Source organism: Bradyrhizobium centrosematis (assembly GCF_045571495.1).
Lineage (GTDB): Bacteria > Pseudomonadota > Alphaproteobacteria > Rhizobiales > Xanthobacteraceae > Bradyrhizobium > Bradyrhizobium centrosematis.
The window spans coordinates 2,522,753-2,541,184 of the sequence record NZ_CP120703.1 but is presented as its reverse complement, the minus strand read 5'-3'; the positions used below and the strand labels follow the sequence as shown (position 1 = coordinate 2,541,184).

General features: G+C 62.4%; 29 protein-coding genes and 1 pseudogene. 18 read left to right on the top strand and 12 right to left on the bottom strand.

Annotation, left to right across the window (positions count from 1 at the left end):
* Positions 1-178 precede the first annotated feature (178 nt).
* A pseudogene (locus P6U31_RS12225) lies at positions 179-751 on the bottom strand (PBSX family phage terminase large subunit); the annotation flags it as partial.
* 180 nt (positions 752-931) lie between these two features.
* Positions 932-1,312, bottom strand: coding sequence for a hypothetical protein (locus P6U31_RS12220; protein ID WP_407188608.1), 381 nt, complete (start codon positions 1,310-1,312; stop codon positions 932-934).
* Between the two features lie 447 nt (positions 1,313-1,759).
* On the opposite strand from P6U31_RS12220, the gene P6U31_RS12215 reads away from it, so the two are divergent.
* The 3 genes from P6U31_RS12215 to P6U31_RS12205 all read left to right on the top strand — a co-directional run bounded on the left by P6U31_RS12215 (position 1,760) and on the right by P6U31_RS12205 (position 4,228).
* Complete coding sequence (locus tag P6U31_RS12215; protein ID WP_407188607.1) at positions 1,760-1,948, top strand: hypothetical protein; 189 nt, start codon at positions 1,760-1,762, stop codon at positions 1,946-1,948.
* A gap of 164 nt (positions 1,949-2,112) precedes the next feature.
* Positions 2,113-2,457: a response regulator gene (locus P6U31_RS12210; protein WP_407188605.1), complete on the top strand. Its 345-nt coding sequence runs from the start codon at positions 2,113-2,115 to the stop codon at positions 2,455-2,457.
* Positions 2,458-2,695: 238 nt separating this feature from the next.
* On the top strand, positions 2,696-4,228 hold the full coding sequence (locus P6U31_RS12205) for an FAD-dependent monooxygenase (protein WP_407188604.1): 1,533 nt from the start codon (positions 2,696-2,698) through the stop codon (positions 4,226-4,228).
* A 253-nt stretch (positions 4,229-4,481) separates the two neighbouring features.
* On the opposite strand, the gene P6U31_RS12200 is transcribed toward P6U31_RS12205, so the two are convergent.
* The 4 genes from P6U31_RS12200 to P6U31_RS12185 form a co-directional block, all read right to left on the bottom strand.
* A complete protein-coding gene (locus P6U31_RS12200) occupies positions 4,482-4,925 on the bottom strand; it encodes a hypothetical protein (RefSeq protein ID WP_407188603.1) in 444 nt (147 codons plus the stop codon).
* Between the two features lie 161 nt (positions 4,926-5,086).
* Positions 5,087-5,446 carry a hypothetical protein gene (locus tag P6U31_RS12195; RefSeq protein WP_407188602.1) on the bottom strand — a complete coding sequence of 120 codons (360 nt, stop codon included), beginning with the start codon at positions 5,444-5,446 and terminating at the stop codon, positions 5,087-5,089.
* A gap of 163 nt (positions 5,447-5,609) precedes the next feature.
* Entirely contained in the window at positions 5,610-5,834 is a 225-nt protein-coding gene (locus P6U31_RS12190; RefSeq protein ID WP_407188601.1) for a DUF6894 family protein, read from the bottom strand.
* A gap of 310 nt (positions 5,835-6,144) precedes the next feature.
* Positions 6,145-6,333, bottom strand: coding sequence for a DUF3606 domain-containing protein (locus P6U31_RS12185; RefSeq protein WP_407188599.1), 189 nt, complete (start codon positions 6,331-6,333; stop codon positions 6,145-6,147).
* A gap of 134 nt (positions 6,334-6,467) precedes the next feature.
* On the opposite strand from P6U31_RS12185, the gene ligD reads away from it, so the two are divergent.
* The 5 genes from ligD (at position 6,468) to P6U31_RS12160 (ending at position 9,327) form a co-directional block, all read left to right on the top strand.
* Entirely contained in the window at positions 6,468-7,391 is a 924-nt protein-coding gene (gene ligD, locus P6U31_RS12180) for a non-homologous end-joining DNA ligase (RefSeq protein ID WP_407188597.1), read from the top strand.
* The gene (locus tag P6U31_RS12175; RefSeq protein ID WP_407188595.1) at positions 7,388-7,660 is read left to right on the top strand and encodes a hypothetical protein; all 273 of its coding nucleotides are present in this window, start codon (positions 7,388-7,390) and stop codon (positions 7,658-7,660) included. The genes ligD and P6U31_RS12175 overlap by 4 nt, the downstream gene beginning before the upstream one ends.
* A gap of 42 nt (positions 7,661-7,702) precedes the next feature.
* On the top strand, positions 7,703-7,927 hold the full coding sequence (locus P6U31_RS12170; protein ID WP_407188593.1) for a hypothetical protein: 225 nt from the start codon (positions 7,703-7,705) through the stop codon (positions 7,925-7,927).
* Positions 7,928-8,235: 308 nt separating this feature from the next.
* Positions 8,236-8,649, top strand: a complete 414-nt coding sequence (locus P6U31_RS12165) for a hypothetical protein (RefSeq protein ID WP_407188591.1) — start codon at positions 8,236-8,238, stop codon at positions 8,647-8,649.
* A 15-nt stretch (positions 8,650-8,664) separates the two neighbouring features.
* Positions 8,665-9,327, top strand: coding sequence for an SOS response-associated peptidase (locus P6U31_RS12160; protein ID WP_407188590.1), 663 nt, complete (start codon positions 8,665-8,667; stop codon positions 9,325-9,327).
* 11 nt (positions 9,328-9,338) lie between these two features.
* On the opposite strand, the gene P6U31_RS12155 is transcribed toward P6U31_RS12160, so the two are convergent.
* Complete coding sequence (locus P6U31_RS12155) at positions 9,339-9,716, bottom strand: hypothetical protein (RefSeq protein ID WP_407188589.1); 378 nt, start codon at positions 9,714-9,716, stop codon at positions 9,339-9,341.
* 148 nt (positions 9,717-9,864) lie between these two features.
* Between P6U31_RS12155 and P6U31_RS12150 the strand changes: the two genes are divergently transcribed.
* Positions 9,865-10,068, top strand: a complete 204-nt coding sequence (locus P6U31_RS12150; protein ID WP_407188587.1) for a hypothetical protein — start codon at positions 9,865-9,867, stop codon at positions 10,066-10,068.
* Here P6U31_RS12150 and P6U31_RS12145 read toward each other — a convergent pair.
* A complete protein-coding gene (locus tag P6U31_RS12145; protein WP_407188585.1) occupies positions 10,046-10,219 on the bottom strand; it encodes a hypothetical protein in 174 nt (57 codons plus the stop codon). The two genes, P6U31_RS12150 and P6U31_RS12145, sit on opposite strands and share 23 nt — an antisense overlap.
* 332 nt (positions 10,220-10,551) lie before the next feature.
* On the opposite strand from P6U31_RS12145, the gene P6U31_RS12140 reads away from it, so the two are divergent.
* Together P6U31_RS12140 and P6U31_RS12135 are read left to right on the top strand one after the other, a co-directional pair.
* Positions 10,552-10,752 (top strand): hypothetical protein, encoded by a 201-nt coding sequence (locus P6U31_RS12140; protein ID WP_407188583.1) that lies wholly within the window; start codon positions 10,552-10,554, stop codon positions 10,750-10,752.
* Positions 10,749-10,976, top strand: a complete 228-nt coding sequence (locus tag P6U31_RS12135) for a hypothetical protein (protein ID WP_407188582.1) — start codon at positions 10,749-10,751, stop codon at positions 10,974-10,976. Before P6U31_RS12140 ends, P6U31_RS12135 begins: the two co-directional genes overlap by 4 nt.
* Here the strand turns inward: P6U31_RS12135 and P6U31_RS12130 are convergent.
* Both P6U31_RS12130 and P6U31_RS12125 read right to left on the bottom strand, forming a co-directional pair.
* Entirely contained in the window at positions 10,970-11,239 is a 270-nt protein-coding gene (locus P6U31_RS12130; RefSeq protein ID WP_407188581.1) for a DUF6894 family protein, read from the bottom strand. The two genes, P6U31_RS12135 and P6U31_RS12130, sit on opposite strands and share 7 nt — an antisense overlap.
* A gap of 147 nt (positions 11,240-11,386) precedes the next feature.
* A complete protein-coding gene (locus P6U31_RS12125; protein ID WP_407188580.1) occupies positions 11,387-11,635 on the bottom strand; it encodes a hypothetical protein in 249 nt (82 codons plus the stop codon).
* Between the two features lie 350 nt (positions 11,636-11,985).
* Between P6U31_RS12125 and P6U31_RS12120 the strand changes: the two genes are divergently transcribed.
* Positions 11,986-12,756, top strand: a complete 771-nt coding sequence (locus P6U31_RS12120) for an EAL domain-containing protein (protein ID WP_407188579.1) — start codon at positions 11,986-11,988, stop codon at positions 12,754-12,756.
* A 246-nt stretch (positions 12,757-13,002) separates the two neighbouring features.
* Here the strand turns inward: P6U31_RS12120 and P6U31_RS12115 are convergent, their stop codons facing one another.
* A complete protein-coding gene (locus tag P6U31_RS12115; protein WP_407188578.1) occupies positions 13,003-13,230 on the bottom strand; it encodes a hypothetical protein in 228 nt (75 codons plus the stop codon).
* A 128-nt stretch (positions 13,231-13,358) separates the two neighbouring features.
* On the opposite strand from P6U31_RS12115, the gene P6U31_RS12110 reads away from it, so the two are divergent.
* The 6 genes from P6U31_RS12110 (at position 13,359) to P6U31_RS12085 (ending at position 18,097) form a co-directional block, all read left to right on the top strand.
* Entirely contained in the window at positions 13,359-13,553 is a 195-nt protein-coding gene (locus tag P6U31_RS12110; protein WP_407188576.1) for a hypothetical protein, read from the top strand.
* A gap of 280 nt (positions 13,554-13,833) precedes the next feature.
* Positions 13,834-14,154 carry a hypothetical protein gene (locus P6U31_RS12105; protein ID WP_407188574.1) on the top strand — a complete coding sequence of 107 codons (321 nt, stop codon included), beginning with the start codon at positions 13,834-13,836 and terminating at the stop codon, positions 14,152-14,154.
* Positions 14,155-14,191: 37 nt separating this feature from the next.
* Complete coding sequence (locus tag P6U31_RS12100) at positions 14,192-14,818, top strand: hypothetical protein (protein ID WP_407188572.1); 627 nt, start codon at positions 14,192-14,194, stop codon at positions 14,816-14,818.
* Positions 14,819-15,058: 240 nt separating this feature from the next.
* Entirely contained in the window at positions 15,059-15,244 is a 186-nt protein-coding gene (locus P6U31_RS12095; protein ID WP_407188570.1) for a hypothetical protein, read from the top strand.
* Between the two features lie 230 nt (positions 15,245-15,474).
* Complete coding sequence (locus P6U31_RS12090; protein WP_407188569.1) at positions 15,475-16,761, top strand: NRAMP family divalent metal transporter; 1,287 nt, start codon at positions 15,475-15,477, stop codon at positions 16,759-16,761.
* 121 nt (positions 16,762-16,882) lie between these two features.
* A complete protein-coding gene (locus P6U31_RS12085) occupies positions 16,883-18,097 on the top strand; it encodes a mandelate racemase/muconate lactonizing enzyme family protein (protein WP_407188568.1) in 1,215 nt (404 codons plus the stop codon).
* Positions 18,098-18,114: 17 nt separating this feature from the next.
* Here the strand turns inward: P6U31_RS12085 and P6U31_RS12080 are convergent, their stop codons facing one another.
* On the bottom strand, positions 18,115-18,399 hold the full coding sequence (locus P6U31_RS12080; protein WP_407188566.1) for a hypothetical protein: 285 nt from the start codon (positions 18,397-18,399) through the stop codon (positions 18,115-18,117).
* Positions 18,400-18,432: the final 33 nt, after the last annotated feature.

Sequence of the window (18,432 nt, the reverse complement as noted above, 5' to 3'; positions counted from 1 at the left end):
TGTCGATGAAGGCGCGCAGCGGAAGGAGAGGATCTGCCGAGACTTTTCCGATCCGCCCACCGGCACGGGCGTCCGACAGCAGCGAGGCGAAATAGGCGCCCTCGAAAGCGCGGGCATACTCGCCCTCCCAGATGTGGTCGTAGCGCTCAGGGTAGAGCTTCTGATCCAGCAGCCGCTCCTCCCCAAGCACGTCCGGAAACCAGGGATTGTCGCGCCAGTTCGCCTTGATCACGACGGCCCCGTCGGGCTTGCGCCCGCGCAGAAAATCGTCGATCGCATCGCTCTTGCGACGCGGATTCCAGCTCGCCCAGAGCTCGGAGTCTTTGGCACGGATCGTCGGCCGCAGCAGCGCGAGGCTGCGCGCGCTCAAGGATTGCGCCTCGTCGATCCAGGCGATGCGAAATCCTTCCAGAGACTTGATCGAATCGGCCGTGTGATCTTGAAGACCGCGGAAGATGATGAGGCCGTCGCCGGGCGTCTCGATCTTGTCGCTGAACAGTTTGAAGCCGTGGCCGAGGCCAAGGCTCGCGATCTTGCCTTCGATCAGACGTTTCGACGATTGCGCCAACGTCCGCTGCGCCTCGCGAATACAGACCGCGAGCGTGCCGCGCTCGGCCTGGCAGGTCTCGACAAGAAGCTCGCCGAAGAAATGCGATTTGCCCGAGCCGCGTCCGCCGTAAACGCCCTTGTAGCGCGCAGGTTTCAGCAGCGGCTCGAAGATCTTCGCCGTCGGAATTTTCAGGATCGACAATGGCTACGCTCGCTAGCCCTGGGTGCAGCGCACCTGCGCTGGGCAACGCCGGTCCAGCAAGCAGACCAGGAACTGAGGAAAGCATCATCGAGACGACCCGCAACCGATCGCTCGGCGCGGGCTGAACCAACTCGTTTTGATGATGCCACTATGCAAGTGTTTTGCCCGACGGGTCAACGATCAATCGAGACGGGATTTGAAATCGAGATCTCCGCCGCCGCAAGCGTCGCGAACGACGTCAGTGCTGCCCGAGCTTCCCGGATACACGATGATCCGTTCGATCCGGTGGATCAATTCGAGCACTCCGTCTTCGCCATTCTCGACCGGCTGTGCGGCCTTGCCCCAGCCGCGATCCAGGATCGCGTTGGCGGCCGAGACGCGCGCCGCCGGCGTTGCATCCTCACTGCGCATGACGCCGACCAGCACCCTGATGGCCGTTCTGGTGTGGCTGCGCGCAAGCGAGCGAATTTCGGTCAGGGTGCGCGCCCTCGACGTCTTCCCGCGCGCGGGCAAGCGAACCGGTGCAGGCTCGCGCTCGCATTCGGTCATTTCCTCGCTCACGACAACGTCTCCCACAGCACGACTGCAATGAGGCCCGCCAGCGCGAGCGATATCAGATAGGCGGTCATGACTCCTCCCAACAACGAAAATGCGCGGCAGATCGCGCAATGAGGCGCGATCGTTTCGGGCGCGAACCCTATCTCCGATCCCGGAGACCGCAGCGGCGCGGGCGACGAGCCCGGCGCCGCGGGCCGGCACGTTCGCGCGTGCACGGCCAGCAATGGTTCGGACGACGGCGCGCCGATCGGCGCTCCAGGTTTGTCGCGTGCGTGGCCGTGATGCGCCGCCGCCGTCCGATTGCGATATCGAGACGAAAAAACCCGCGGCGGAATGTTCCGCGCGGGTGAACCAAACTCGTCTCGATGATGTCATTCTGCCGGTGTTTTGCCCGACGTGTCAAACGAACGAACGCCTCCGACGGACGTTAGTCCGATCCGGAGGATCGCCATGACACAAAGGCCATCTCGCAAGCCGCGCAACCAGGACAAGCCGCACGCCGGCAAGGAGCGCGAACGCCAAGCGGCGGTGATCGAAGAGTCCGCCGAAGCAGCGGACAGCGGCCGCGACCTCGTGCACGGCGAAGGCGGCACCATCGATCTTCCCGCCGAGCCCCGCGATTTGTCGAAGGACGATTAAAGCATGACCTGGAGAAGTGCGAACTGGTTTCCCGGAAAGATCATGTGCAAAAGCAACCTGAAGCGCGATGACGCTTCATCCAAATCTCGTCGCGCTCCAGGCTCGCCGGAACTTAGCCGATGAGAGACGCGTTGATGCCTTCGCATGGAAGGAACGTTCGTGCGATGAGGCCTACCATTCTGGTTGTTGACGACGAGCCCGCCGTTCTCGACGTGATCGTGGGCATGCTGGAGGATCTTGGCTGCGAGGTGGTCAGCGCCCGGAACGGTCCGGATGCACTCGAGAGGCTAAAACAAGACCAGGACATCTCCGTCCTCATCACCGATATCAACATGCCCGGCATGGATGGTCATGAACTGGCCGAGCTGGCCAAGCGCGTCCGCCCGGAGCTGAAGATGCTGCAACTGTCGGGTCGCGAGCCCCGGCGCGGCGGCCTGCCCATGATCAGGAAGCCGTTCTCGTTCGAGGAGCTCGCCGCGATCCTGCAGCGGACCACAGGCATTCACTGACCATCGCCCAATAAAAAGCCCGCAGCGGACGGCGTCCGCGCGGGCATGAACCAAACTCTTCTGATGATGCCAATATGCCGGTGTTTTGCCCGACGTGTCAACGCGGCGAACGCGGACGAAGGACTCCCCTCCTCCCAGCTCAATATGTGGTGCGCAACGGGCTTGCTTCAAGTCCCCGACCCTGCCGTAGAACCCCCGACCCAGCACGCATCCAAAGCAACCAGCCGAGGGGGTCAATATGCCTGTCCTGCTTCCGACGTCCCGTTCACGCCGCCCGGCCCGGAGTGCCGATGCGCGGAACCAGACGCCGGCCGACCATGCCGTCGTGATCGCCGGCGGCGGGCCGACCGGCCTGATGCTGGCCGCCGAGCTCGCGCTTGCCGATGTCGACGTGGCCGTCGTCGAGCGCCGGGCCGACCAGGCACTGGTCGAAACGCGCGCGGGCGGCCTGCACGCGCGCACCATCGAGCTGCTCGATCAGCGCGGCGTCGCCGACCGCTTCCTGCGCGAAGGACAGATCGTCCAGCTCGCCGGCTTTGCCTGGACCCGGCTCGACATCAGCGATCTCCCCACGAGGCACGCTTACGGGCTCGCGCTGCGGCAGAACCACATCGAGCGCATCCTGGCCGATTGGGCCGCCGAGCTCGAGGTTACCTTCTATCGCGCGCGCGAGGTGACGGGCTTTGCGCAGGACGAGACCGGCGTCGACGTCATGCTGTCCGGCGGTGAGCGACTGCGTGCAAACTATCTGGTCGGCTGCGACGGCGGGCGCAGCTTGGTGCGCAAGACGGCCGGCATCGACTTCGCCGGCACCTCACCGACGCTGAGCAACCTCATGGCCGAGGTCGAGATGGGCGATGAGCCGCAGTTCGGCCTGCGTCACGATGCGCTCGGCTTTCACGGCCTCAGCAGGACGGAGAGCGGACGCGTGCTGGTGGTCCTGACCGAAGCAACGCTCGCCCGCACCGGCGAGCCCGGCTTGCGCGATCTCAGCGCGGGCCTCCTCGCCGTCTACGGCACCGACTTCGGTGTCAAAAATCCCGCCTGGATCTCCCGCTTCACCGATGCGGCACGGCAGGCCGCATCCTATCGCGAGGGACGCGTGCTGCTCGCCGGCGATGCCGCGCATATCCATCACTCCGTCGGCGGGCAAGGCCTCAATCTGGGTGTGCAGGATGCCGTCAATCTCGGCTGGAAGCTGGCGCAGGTGGTCAAAGGCGTCTCGGCGGACAGCCTGCTCGACAGCTACCACGCCGAACGCCATCCGGTGGCCGCGCGCGTGCTGCGCAACACCAGGGCGCAGATCGCCCTGCTTCGCCGCGGCGAGGACGGCCTCAAAGCCGCGCGCGAGGCGATCGCCGAATTGCTCGCCATGGACGAGCCGCGCCGGCGCTTCGGTGCGATGATGAGCGGGCTCGACATCGCTTACGATCTTGGCGAAGGCCACGCGCTGCTCGGCCGGCGCATGCCCGATCTCGATCTGAGCGTCGACGGGAAGAAGCTGGCACTGTTCACGCTGCTGCACAGCGCGCGCGGCGTGCTGCTCAATTTCGGCAGACGGGGTGGCATCGATATCGCACCGTGGAAAGACCGCGTCGATGTCGCCGAGGCCGACACGGATGGCGCCTGGGAGCTTCCTGCGATCGGACACATCGCCGCGCCGGGCGCGGTGCTGGTGCGGCCCGACGGGCACGTTGCGTGGGTGGGCGACGAGAGTCAGCATGGACTCGAACATGCATTGACACGATGGTTCGGACCGGCCGCCGTGTAGCTCGGCGGGTGCGGCCCTGAAACAAAGCCCGCGCCATTCAACGGGCTTCTCCCGCTTCAAGTGTTCGGGACGCGGGTCAATAATCGAATATTGCGTCGCTCGTCCACTTCCGGTGGGACCGCTTTGGTTGGTGAGCCCCCCACCGGAGTGGGGCTCTCGGGCCTATGCGCAAGTGCGTCCGCGATCCACTTCGGCCATTTGGCTTCATAACTCGGCTCCGCACGCGCTGGGCGCAGCTTTTGGAAGTCGTCGCTCATGCTTGCTCCTGCGAACGCAGCCATTCCTCTTCATAAGCCTCCTCGGAATCACACGTCGTTCCGAGGCTTCCGAGAACACTGATCGGCATTCGCTCAACACTCTCCTCGATCTGCGCTTCCATCATGACATTGTCGCCGGGGTGCACAATGACCCGCTCGATGCGGTGAATGAATTCAAGAGGCTTGCCGTCCTCACTCGCAAGTGGCTGCAGCGGCTTGCCCCAACCCCGGTCGAAAATCACACTGGCCGCGGCGACACGTGCATGAGCCGGAGCGTTCTTGTCCCGCATGATTTGCACGAGAGTCTTTATGCCGAGCGAGGTATGCGTGCGCGCCAGCGATTTGATTTCAGTCAACGTCCGCTGCTTCAACGCGCGCCGTGCCGCCGCCCTCGCCAGAGCATTCTGAGAAAGAAGGTTGTATTTCATGGGTTCGGTCATCTGAAAAATCCGTGTAAAGCTGCAATCCGCTTCTGAAACCGAGACACAAAAAAACCGCGCCGGAAAACTCTGGCGCGGGTGCAAAACACACTCGTCTCGATCATGCTAGTCTGCCGGTGTTTTGCCCGACGTGTCAAACGACAATCGCTGTTTCAAACGAGCTAGGCGGCACCTCGCAACGGGAGCGGCAGTTGAACAGCAAAAGGCCGCGTGGCATTGGCTTCGACGAAGGTCTGTAGAGCCGGAGAGAGCTCGACATTTTCAGCGACAGCCTTTGCGAGATCGTCTGCAATCTCGCTGGTCGCGTCGCGGGCCCAACCCTCGGATGGATTAAAAGCCACTATCCTCACGGGATAGACGTATTGGCCGGAGAGCAGATCGCGGATGATGGTGTCGCGGTCAGTATCCTGCTCGTCGGTCTCGCGCCACGCACAGCCGGCGCGCGCGCCGAAGTCCTCAAGCACCAAATATATGTCTCGGTCGAGGCGATCGGTCGGGATAATCGAAGGTGATGAACGCATACGCTTACTCCGAAACTTCGCGCGAAGGAGACGGCCCCGGCATCGCAGCGGGCTGGAGGTATGGCCGGGGCCGCTCGCCGGCTCGGCAGCGGGCCAGCGCCGACTCAATTCCGCGGCAATTACCGCAGTTCCTGAGTGGGGGAGATTCTTAATGGCGGTCCAATTAGACCAGCCTGAATCTATCTAGGGGAGCTTCGTGGACGCGATCGCCATCAGCATCGGTAACGAGCACTTTGTATCCTTTGCCTCGCAGCTCAGGCCTGGCTGCTGACAACTCGTTGGCAAGACGATTTGCGACCTGAATGGCCATTTGCACGTCGGCAAGCAATTGCCCGCCGTAATCGATAACGGTTTTGCTATCAATCAAGTCGAAATGGTAACGCGGCATAGGAGAAAAACCGAACGGACAGCGGTGCGTTCCTTTCGGCGAAACTGTCGAAGGCAAAAGTTCAGAGGGCGCTCCAAAGATGAGCTAGGAAAAACTGTTCACTCTGTTACTTAGGAAGCTCGCGACGAAGCGAGGTGATTCGATGCTGGAAATGATCTTGATCATGGCCGTCATCGGGACGGGGTTGGTCGGCGGCACAGTTGTCGTCTTCGAGTGGCGTGCTCTGGCCGGGTACTGGCATCTCAAAACCAAGCGCTGACGGCACTGCGGCAGCGTTGGCCTTTCGAATTTTTCAGCCCTAAGGCGAAGCTCAGCGACGCTTCAGCTTTTGCTCTACTTTCTTGCGGCTGCTGCCGACCTTTTTTACGGCCTTCTTCACCGCCGACGCGGATCGGCGTGTCTTCTTTGCCTCATAACGCACTTCGTAGTCTTGCCCGCCTGCCACGCGCGCGCGGTCTTGCTTGCGACCGCGAGCGGTCTGCTTCTTCGCCTTAGCCATAGTGCACCTCCATGCACTGCGAAAACGCCAGAGGATTCAGTTAGTTCCTCTCGACTAATCGGACCGGAGCAAAAGCCGGAACGAATCCTCTCAGAAAGATTCGAATCAAAGAGTTTGTTGCGTGGAGTTGTTCGGTGGCGTCCCTGCGTCAGCGTAAGTCAGCGGCGATCGGCGTCAAGGCGCCCTTCCCGAATTTTATCGAGCCCGCCCTGGCATCCTCCGTCGAGAGGGTCCCGTCCGGAGCGCGATGGATTCACGAGATCAAGTTCGACGGCTACCGCGTTCAAGTTCACTTGGCCAACGAGGCCGTCACCATCTACACCCGTCGCGGCTACGACTGGACGAAGCGCTTCAAGAAGGTCGCTGATGACGCATGGCACATCAAGGCCGGCTCCGCAATCATCGATGGGGAAGTCGTCGTTCCGGCCGCCGACGGCACAACAGATTTCTCGGTCCTCCAGAACGAATTGAAAGGCAACTCCTCCAAGCTCGTGCTTGTAGCCTTCGACCTGCTCTATCTGAACGGCCGTGACGTTCGCAGTCTGCCCTTGATTGAACGCAAGGCCGAGTTGAAGAAGGTCATTTCAGGCACCGACGTTCAGTTCAGCGAGAGCTTCGAGATCGAAGGGCGCGAGATGTTTGCCCACGCCTGCAAGGTTGGCCTTGAAGGCGTGGTCTCAAAGGTTCGCGACAGCACCTATAACAGCGGCCGGGGCAACAATTGGGTCAAGATAACCTGCCGGCAGCGAGAGACCCTGACCATCGCGGGCTTCGCGCTTGATGAAGGCAAGTGGGACGGCGTTTATCTCGGACGCCTAAAGGGCGATGATCTCATCTACGCCGGCAAGGTCGACCACGGCTTCGACAAGACATCAGCCGCAGAGCTGCGCAAACGGCTGGAGCCGCTGCGGCGCAAAACACAGCCCTATGCAAAGCGGATCGCCCACAAGGGTATCTGGGTCGAGCCAAAGCTGCTTGCCGAGATCGAGTACCGCGCCAAATCGGCCGAGGGAAAGGTGCGACATCCATTCTTCAAGGGATTGAGAGAGGATCTATGACCGGTACAACCGCCCACATCCTTCAGGATCTATATGACAGCGAAATCAACTTCGCGATTGCGACATTTTGGGATTGCGGCTTTGAGATTAGGCTTGGGGACCCACTGAATGGTTTTGCGGCCATTGGGAACGCCGACAACTTCGCGGAGGCTGTCGAGTGGCTTCGCGTGCTCGCTATCCAGAACTATCCGGAAAGCATGTTTGCAAAGGTTCATCGTCAACCTACCGACTTGATCGAGGCCCGCAACGATTTGTCACTGCCCTCGTAGGTCATCAACTCAGACACCCCACAAGAATGAGTGAGGAGCATCATGACAACGGAAACGGAAGAAGCGGTAGCCGAGGCCTTGGCGTCTTACGACTCCGCCATGACAGCGGCGTTTCAAGTTCTCGTCCACTGTTTGCAGACCAACGGAGCTCTTCGGGCGGGCCAGTACCCACAAGAACTCACCCGCTATCTCGATATCACGAAAGACAAGTGCCCTCCTGTGAAGAAGGCGATCCTCGAAGACCTGCGGGACATGTTGCTCAATTGATGCCTGTGCTGGTCTATTGCGCCTACAACTCCAACACCGCAGTCGAAGCTGAAGTCAGAGACCTCGGATGCGGCGCCGGAGAAATCCGCTGCCTCGAATGCGGTGGAGACGGCAATTGGGGCAAGTTCGCACCAGAGATTGTCGGACCGGATTACGCTTGCATTGATTGTAAGGGGACAGGCAGACAGCTGGTGAGCATTTGAGAGCTTCATTGTCCACAGCCACGAGAGGCAGTAGCTCGGTGGCTTCGACGCCTACTAGGGATCGATAATTTGCCAACGCTGTTGGCTCATGCCTTTGATGATTGGATGTCCACCAAATCGCGCCAATATCTCTTCGGCACTCAGATCAAGATGTCGGCCGAGCGGGCAAAGGAGGCCCGAAGGGAAGCCGATAAGCTAGCCTGCGAGGCCTGGAACAATCGCATGCTTGGCTACAAGGGCCCCGCGCAGCCGTCGCCAACGATCGGCGATGCGATTAACGGCGGCTACCCCTATCTGGAGGTTCGCTGTCACGGCTGCGATACCAATCAGACCGTAGCGCTCGATATCATTCGCCGTCCGAAGACGACGCCGGTTCACGAACTCGAACGCTACATGCGATGCAAGGACTGTTCGCAAGTGCGGGGCTATCCGTATAAGCGGAGCAAGCTTGTGGCGTTGAGGCCGACAAAGATTTCAGCCGCACACCCGCCCTCCATCTGGTGGCCGGGCGAGCGATAAGGCACAATCCATTTCATGTGCAATCTCTATTCGATCACGACAAATCAGCAGGCAATCGCCGAACTCTTCCGGATCGTCCGTCGCTACGAAGGCAACTTGCCGCCAATGCCGGGTGTCTTTCCAGACTACCCCGCACCCGTCATCCGTGACGCAGGCGGCGAGCGAGAAATGGCAATGATGCGCTGGGGCATGCCGCCGCCGCCGCGCACCGGCGGTCCACCTGTGACGAACATCCGCAACACCTCCTCGCCACATTGGCGCGCCTGGCTCAAGCCCGAGCACCGCTGCCTCGTGCCTGCCAACAGCTTCGCTGAGTATGCACCGGAGCCGAACCCGGAGACGAAGAAGAAGGATGTTGTCTGGTTCGCGCTTGCGGAGCCACGACCGCTGTTTGCATTCGCCGGCATCTGGACCACGTTCAACGGCGATCGCGGCACGAAGTCAAAGCCGGTGCCGGGCCCGCATCAGGTCTATGGGTTCCTCACGACCGAGGCCAATGCCGTCGTCGAGCCGATCGATCCCAAGGCGATGCCGGTCATCCTGACGAGCACAGAGGAGTGGGACGTTTGGCTGAGAGCTTCGTGGGACGAGGCGAAGGGGTTACAACGACCGTTATCGGCTGACTCCATGGCTGTTGTAGCGCGAGGAAGTGACAAAGAGGACATTTCCGCCCTTTAGCAGGACCTGCTTCAAGCCGGAGGCGGCTTTGGTTGCTGAAACTGGATGTTACACTTCTTCTGAATTGACGCTTGCTCAATAGCAACCATCTGGCCCTTCATTTGGGCCAGTTCGGCAGCTGTTTGCTTGTCTCCGCCGACCAGAAACGCCGCCGGCCAGAACACGACAATAGCAACCCCCGTCGCAACCTGATCTTTCGTGCGCTGACTGTCCTGCGTTCCGGAGAGAGCGGCCGCTCGTGCGGAAACCGACTGCGCCTCGAGCGCGAGCTGCTGACAGTTGTAAGGCTGATATTGTAGTGGCGAAACATAAGCTGGCGTGATCTCAGATGATGAAGACGCGCAGCCTGCCAGCGCGGCGCCCAATGCCGCGATGCAAATAATACGCATTCAGTAAGCCCCCCGGCTAGTCTCAAAGCGCCATCCAAGCTCAACCGATGGGCGAGTGCAAGAGGCAGATCGCCATATAGTAAAAGTACGGAGTAAGGAGTAGCCACGCGTCCCGGGAACAAGCGGCAAGACCTCGCATTGAGCTGCCATGCACGGATCAATGGACGATCCCTTGTTGGCGCGCGCCGATGCCGCCCTCTGCGAAGCCGAGCGGCTGCGCCTTGCACTCGTGCGGCAGCGCGCGATCGCCCGCGCGATCTGCGACAACGCCGCGCAAACCCACACGCTGCAATCAGGCCTGCTGCCGACCGCCGCGATTGCGTTGACGCTCAACGCTCCTCGTTCGGCGTAGCGTCTGTCTCGTGCGGGAAAGGCTCGTACGTCCTGCGTCCCAGAAACGTGTCGGGTAGCGGCTGCTTCAACAGCTCGCGGCATTCGCGCACGATCTGGCGCATGTATTCAGCCTGCTCGCGTTCGACAGGCAACGGCCAAAACACCGGCATGGTGCGGCTCCCCTTGCTTTGCAGGCGGGAGCACGCTCGGTCTCTCAGCCACCGACGCCTACGGACAAAGCCTTGGCCGGTGATGTCTTGCAAACGACCTGGGGTGGATTTGGTTCAAAAGTGAACGTAGATGATCGCGCGGCCAAAAATGAGTAAGTGGCTCAAAAGGCGCAGGAAGAGCGCGCGAAATTTAATGTACGCCCTATCAAAAGATACTGACTCTCCGCCGTGCCGGGCGTAGGGTTGGTCCATCACCGCAAGGCCCGTGGCAAGTATCGGTGATGAGAACGCTGGTCGCGCTCCCGCCCCCACTCCAACGAGGGAGCATCGCCATGCTGAAGCGGCGTCGTTTCAAACAGGTCACCACACTCAAGGACAGACTCGCGGACGAAGCCGCACGCTGCCGCGAAGAGGCGCGCACGCTCGCGCCGGGACGCCGCCGCGAAATGCTGCTGCGCCGCGCGCGGCAGGACGAAACGGCCATGCAGATCGACGCCTGGCTGCGCTCGCCCGGCCTGAGGGCACCGACATGACACAGCAATATCGCGCTTACCTCGTCGGCGAGAACGGCGTCTTCCGCTCCGCCGAAGCCTTCGAGGCCTCGTCCGACGAGGCGGCCCTCACCTTCGCGCAGCAGTTCACGCGTCACGGCAAGGTCGAGGTCTGGCAGCTCGGCCGCAAGGTCGCCGTACTGGACTCGGAGCAAGCCTTCCCGCCATTGGCCAAGCGATTCCCACCGACACTGACGCGTCAATGATCGGCGGGAGGCGATCCCGGCGTGAACGTCTCGAGCGCGAACGCGAACGTCACGCGCATCACGGGCCCCTTGTCGTCACGAACGTCTATCGCCATTTTTTGGCGCCCGCCTGTCGCCGGCGCTGCAATGATGGCGTCGCGCGCCATGTCGGCCACCGATTTGGCGGCCTCGCCCTGAACCGCGCGCAGGCCCGACAATTCCAGCCCTTCCTCGTCGGGCGCAATTCCATTGTCGTCACGAAGATCGAAGTAAAATCGCGGCATAGCTCGCATCCTTTCAGCCCTATTAGGCGCGGCGCGTGCAAAAGTTTCGTGTGGGATGAAAAAACGTCGTGGAGTCAACACGTTCCCGGAACCGGGCCGGGGGCCTGATCCGATCATATCCCAGACGCGCCTGACGGCTTGGTCTCCCTACTCCTCGGCGAGTTTGCGTTCGATATAGGCGTCCACCGTCTCGGCAAACGAGCGCTGCACGCCGACCGCCACATCATGCTGGTCGAGCGCGTCGCGCTGGAGCACGCGCAGGCCGCGCCCGCGGGCGCTGCGCGGCGCGGTGTTCAGGAATTCATCGATGGCGCCTTTGGCGAGCGGGATGGCCTTGGGATCGCCCCTGGCGATCAGGAGCCTGAGCAGGCTCTGGCATTCGGCCAAACCTGGCATGGATTTCAGCCTCTCACCTTCGCTGCGATTTCGGCTTCGGGCGCTTCACAGGCTGGGTGTGAGTGCCGAACAGCGCCAGCAGGAACGCGACTTCTTCCTTCGAACCGACTTGAATCATGATGATCTCCTTTTCGCTCCGTTGGTCGAGGCCCGGGCGCGCGGCGTTCAGGACAATCGGGTTTCAGCATTGTTTCAGCCGTGTTTCGTCCGGCCGAGCCGCGGCTGCCGGGCAGCCTGTGTACACAATTGAACATGGCCCGGCCGAGGTTGGGCTCCATTGCCGGTTTCTCTGTTCCTTAACGGGTGCGCCATAAGGTCAGCGCCATCAAAGGGCTGCGGGAGGTCGGGCGATGGTCGTGACGTGCGCGGGATGTGCTGACGGGACGGAGCTGCCGTTCGACTTCAAGATGGCGTTCCAGCCGATCGTCGACATCGGCCGGAACAGGGTCTGGGGCTATGAGGCGCTGGTGCGCGGCCCGAACGGCGAGAGCGCCCACAGCGTCCTCAGCCAGCTCAGCGACCATCAGCTCTACCGTTTCGACCAGGCCGCCCGCGTCATGGCGATCGAGACCGCAGGCCGGTTGTTTACGGATCCGCATGCGCGGCTCTCGATCAACTTCATGCCGAACGCCGTGTACGAGCCGCGCGCCTGCATCCAGAAATCGCTGGAAGCGGCACGCCGGGCGAATTTTCCTGCAACCAACCTGATGTTCGAGTTCACTGAAAACGAGCGGATGAGCAATCCGGCGCATGTCGAGAACATCGTGCGCTCCTACAAGGCCCTCGGGTTCTGGACTGCGCTCGACGATTTCGGCGCCGGCTACGCCGGCCTCGGGCTGCTGGCGCGGCTGCAGCCGAACCTGATCAAGATCGATATGGAGCTGCTGCGCGACATCCATCTCAGCCATCCCAAGCAGGTCATCGTGTCGGCCGTCGCGACCATGGCGCGCGAGCTGGACATCACGGTCCTGGCCGAAGGCGTCGAGAACGAGGCCGAGCTGACGGCGCTGCGCGGTGCCGGCATCACGCTGTTTCAGGGCTATCATTTCGCCAAGCCCGGCTTCATGTCCCTGCCGCCGGTGCGGGGATTTCAGCCGATGGACGTGTCGCTCGCCGTGTGAGCGGTTCAGCAAATGGGAAAGCCGGTGCAACGCATCGTTTGCATTCGTCCTGCGTCAAAAGCCCGCGCGGATCGCTCCACGCGGGCTTTTGCTTGCCGCTTTCGCAGCCTCCCTCAAGCTCCGGCATCGCAGGCCTGCGATGCCGATTGTCGCCTCAGTGCATGTGGCCGATCAGATAAACGCCGCCGCCGAGAACGATGACGGCCGGAACGGCCCAAAGCAGAAGTACGGGCATCGATCTCCTCCTCAGTTCGACGTGCAGACCTTGACGGTCTTCATGCCGGCCTCGGCTTCAGCTCGGGTCTTGTACACGGTGTCGCCGCTGACCACCGTCGTCTCCGTGGTGGTCGGCTTGGATTCCGTGATCGTGCACTTCTTGGTCTTGACGTCCTGCACCACGTAGAACGACTGCGCGAATGCGGGCGCGGCAAACGACGTCAGCACGGCAGCGGCAATGATGGTCTTGATGTTCATCGTGTCCTCCTCCAGCAACCCGGTCTTCCGGATCTGTCTTCTACAAACTCGAAGAATTTCCACTTGTTCCCGTTGGCGGGCAGAACCAACGGCCCCGGCTCGCGTTGTCGCGCAGGACGGAGGATGCGATGCTGGATGTGAGACTTGTAACGACGTCGCTGGCGATGCTGATCGCGCTATTGTCGGTGGCGCTGGCCGAGCCGGCCCAGGATCAGGCGCGGCCTGCCATCCAGGGCGCCAGCGAAGCTCGCCCCATCCGCGTCATCCTCCCCGCACCTTGGGAGCCCGCCCGGCCGCAAGCCGAAGCCCAGTCGACGAAGTGACGCCGCTTTTCTCCAGCCTCGCGGCGCGCCAGCAGGGAATGCTCTGCTTCCCGTTTGTCGGTCACGGCTGCCCTTCAGACATCGCTGCCAAGTAGCAAAGTGGACAATTGTTCCATCGGCAGTGCTGCGCGATGAAAGCGGCAAACGTTCCTCAATTTCCCGAGGCGCGCGGGCCGTCTTGCGCGAGAACGGCTGCGGCACTCCGTAGCTTCGCGCCGCAGCAACCAATTCGAATCTCACTTGTTGTCGCCGGCACATTCACTGCCGGAAGGACAACAACATGCGACGTCTCACTTTACTTGCAACGACCCTTTTGCTGCTCGGAGCGGTGCCCGCAAGCGCGCAGTCGCAGCCTGCGCAGAGCGGGCCGGGCAACAATGCCGTCAACAGCTCGGATCAGAACAACTCGAACAGGCCGGTCGCCGGCCGCAACAGCTTCACCGAAGGACAGGCGAAGTCGCGGATCGAGGGCGCCGGCTATTCCAACGTCTCCGGCCTGCAGAAGGACGACCAGGGCGTCTGGCGCGGCAAGGCCGACAAGGCCGGCACCAAGACGGATGTGAGCGTCGACTTCCAGGGCAACGTCAACCCCACCAAGTAACGCGCAAAGCAACGATCGATCACCAGGAGACCGAACAATGACAGTCACCATCTCACGTCTTTACGACAATTACGCCGATGCCGAGCGGGCCGTAACCCGGCTCGAAAGCGCCGGCGTGCCGCACTCCGACATCAGCATCGTCGCCAACAATTCGGACAATTGGTACGGCTCGTCGCGCGGCAAGGTTGACCGTGACCGCGACGGCGTTGACGATCGCGCCGAAGGCGCCGGCACGGGTGCCGGCATCGGCGCCGGTGTCGGCGGCGCGGCGGGTCTGCTCGCGGGTCTCGGCCTGCTCGCGATCCCCGGCCTTGGGCCCGTCGTTGCGGCAGGCTGGCTCGCCTCGACCGCTGTCGGCGCAGCAGCCGGCGCGGCCACCGGCGGAATCGTCGGCGCCCTGACCGAGGCCGGCGTCTCCCGGGAAGATGCCTCGCGCTATGCCGAGGGCGTTCGCCGCGGCGGCACACTGGTGTCCGCGCGCGTGCCCGACCAGGACCGCGCGCGCCTCGATGCGCTGCTCCACGAGAGGTCCGTGAACCTGCAAGACCGCAGCGCGGCCTGGCAGAAGAGCGGCTGGACCGATTTCGATGCGGCGAGCCCGCCCTTGTCGCCCGAGGATATCGGCCGCGAGCGCGAGCTCTACGGTGTCGGCGCGCGGCGATAGGCGCCTCTTGAACACGACAAAGGCCCCGCGCACGCGGGGCCTTTTTTCGGCGACGGCCGGCCAACATCACGATCCGGCAGGCTCGCCCATCGTGGTATCTTTGCCGGTGTTTTGCCCGACAGGTCAAACTTTATCTTAAATGCAGCAAAGCGGATTTGGCGAAACGAAATCTCTTCGCGCCATCCTGGGACATGGCCCGTTGCGCGCAAGCAAGCGGGAAAGCTTGGGAGAGAGACCGCCATGTACTACGTCGCCGCTGCATTGCTGGTGCTGTCGGGACTGTTCTACTCCGCGAGCCATCACGAGATCGGCTCGCTCGGCGTCACCATGTGCACCTATGGGGGTGCATTCTGCGACAACCCGCTGATCGTTTTTTCCGGCGCGGCGCTGGCTGCCGCCTGGGGCACATTCGTCAGCATCAAGTAGCGAGGCGCCGCCAGCCTCGCCGGCAAGCAAGCTTCCCCGACCGGACCGGACAAATGCCGCCGCGCGGTGATCGAGGTGTTGGGATGATGGCAATCTAAACCTGTTTTGCCCGGCGGTCAAGTTGAATTAGCATTTTCAGAAATTCCTAGGCCTTGGTGCGGCAGGGAACTTATGTTCCCTCTTTAGCATTTGCTAAAGAAGACATCCGTCCGCGACCGAGGCCTCCTTACATGAGCGACAGCGCCCTCACTCCGACCAAGTCCACGCCGACATTGCTGCAACGGCTGGGGCCCGGGCTGATCACGGGAGCTGCCGACGACGATCCGTCGGGCATCGCCACCTATTCGCAGGCCGGCGCGCAATTCGGCTACGGGCTGCTATGGACGGTGTTTCTGACCACGCCCTTCATGATCGCCATCCAGCTCGTCAGCGCGCAGATCGGCCGTGTCACCGGCAAGGGGCTCGCCGCCAATGTCATGAAGGTCGCGCCGCGCTGGGCGGTGCTGGGCCTCGTTGCCATGCTGGTTGCCGCCAACACGTTCAACATCGCCGCCGACATCGCCGCGATGGCCGAGGCGCTCTCGCTCGTCATCGGCGGGCTCAACCACGAGCACGCGCTGATCTTCGCGGCGGGCTCGACCCTGCTCCAGGTCTTCCTGCCCTATCGCCGCTATTCGCCGGTGCTGAAATTCCTCACCTTGGCGCTGTTCGCCTATGTCGCGACCGCCTTCACCGTCAAGATTCCCTGGAGCACGGCCCTGCTCGCCGCGGTGTGGCCCGAGCCCAATGTCAGCGGCGACTATCTGATGATGGTCGTTGCCGTGCTCGGCACCACCATCAGCCCGTATTTGTTCTTCTGGCAGGCCTCGCAGGAGGTCGAGGAGATGAACCAGGGCACGCGCGACAAGCCGCTTCGCGAGCTCAAGCGCGGCGGCGGTCACGAGCTCGACCGCATTAAGACCGACACCATCTCGGGCATGCTGCTGTCCAACGGCATCGCCTTCTTCATCATCCTGACCACGGCGTCCGTGCTGCACGCCAATGGCGTCACCAAGATCAATTCGGCGACCGAGGCGGCCGAAGCGCTGCGGCCGCTTGCCGGGGATTTCACTTTCGCGCTGTTCGCAATCGGGATCATCGGCACGGGACTGCTCGCGATCCCGGTGCTGGCGGGCTCGGCGGCTTATGGAGTCGCGGAGATCTTCGGCTGGCGCGCCACGCTGGAGGCCAAGCCCGACGAGGCGGTCGGCTTCTACACCATCATTGCCGCGGCAACCATCATCGGCTTCGGCCTCGGCTTCACGGGAATCGATTCCATCCACATGCTGGTATGGAGCGCGGTGCTCAACGGCATCGTCGCGGTGCCCATCATGGCGATGATGATGCTGATCGTCTCGAGCCGCGCGATCATGGGCCGCTTCAGGGCGCGGTCATGGCTGATCGCGCTGGGCTGGCTCGGCACCGCGCTGATGACGCTGGCCGTCCTCGCCTTGCTCGGATCCTCGCTGCTCGGTTGAGCAAAAGCAGCCCTCGCCGGGCTTCACGGCAGTGCGCCGTTAGCTTACCAATTGCGGCCGGGGCCAAGCTTGCAAGCGGGGCCGACAACAAGAACAACGCCCGCTGGGGCCAGGAAACACCATGACGACATCATCAAGAGCAACAAGTCTCGAAATCCTCGCCTGCGATGCCGGCTGGAGAAACTACCATTTCGTCAAGCTGACGACCGAGGACGGCATCGTCGGCTGGAGCGAGTTCGACGAGGGTTTTGGCTCGCCCGGCGTCGGGGCTGCAATCCAGCGCCTCTCGGCCCGCGTGATCGGGCAGAGCGTCTTCCAACACGAGCGCATCTATTCCGAACTGTTCGCCGCGACCCGTCCCGCTGCCGGCGGTGTGGTGGCGCAGGCGCTCGGCGCGATCGAGAATGCACTGCTCGATGCCAAGGCCAAGTGTCTCGGCGTGCCCTGCTACGAGCTGCTCGGCGGCAAGATCCGCGACCGCATCAGGGTCTACTGGTCGCATTGCGCCACATGGCGGATCAATCATCCGTCCTGGTACAAGCCGCCGATCGAAAGCCTCGATGGGGTCAAGGCGATGGGACGCGAGGTGCGCGAGAAGAAGTTCACCGCACTCAAGACCAACATCTTTTCCTATGACGATGGCAAGCCGACCGGCTGGCGCCCCGGCTTCGGCTCGCCCTTCGTCCCCGAGATCAACGTCGACCGCAAGATCCTGCGCGACCTGCACATGCATCTGGAGGCGATCCGTGACGGCGCGGGCCCCGACGTCGACATCCTGCTGGACTGCAACTTCAACGCCAAGACCGAAGGCTATCTGAAGATCCTGCGCACGATAGCCGACATCGACATGTTCTGGGTCGAGATCGACAGCTTTAGTCCGGAGGCGCTCGGCTACATCCGCAGGCAAAGTCCGCATCCGATCTCCTCCTGCGAGACGCTGCTCTCCTTGCGCGAATTCCTGCCTTATTTCCACGCGCAGGCCATGGATGTCGCGATCATCGACACGCCCTGGAACGGCGTCTGGCAATCAATGAAGATCGCAGCCGCCGCGGAAGCCTTCGAGGTCAACGTCGCTCCGCACAATTTCTATGGTCATCTCTGCTCGATGACCAACGCGCATTTCTGCGCCGCCGTCCCGAACCTGCGCATCATGGAAATCGACATCGATCGTCTCGCCTGGGATCGCGAACTCTTCACCTATGAGCCGGAGATCGAGAACGGTCATCTGGTCGTTCCAGACCGCCCCGGCTGGGGCACCGAACCGAACGAGGAAGCCCTGCGTGCCCATCCGCCGAAGACCAGCGGCGGACTTTTGAATTACGGTCGCAAGAGCTGACGGGACGTGTTGAGCGGCTACGGCGTCACGGGATTCACGGTCGGGGACGTCTTCGGCCCCGCCCGTGCCGGCTCGATCGGCGATTTCGGGGTCGTCGGAAGCACTCTGGCGCCAGCGGCTCGCGCCGCTTCGCCCGTGGTCGCATACATCGCAACATGGGCCGGTTGCGTCTTGGCCCGGCTCCAGGGACCGTGATCGACGATCAGCATGGCCGCAATCGTCACCCCAGCTACGATCAGCGCGATCACGCCGGGATGCCGCAGGGCGGTTGTCATAGACCTCGCGAAAGGACCGCTTGTCATCACAGGAGCCACTGTTGTTCCTATCGCAGGTTA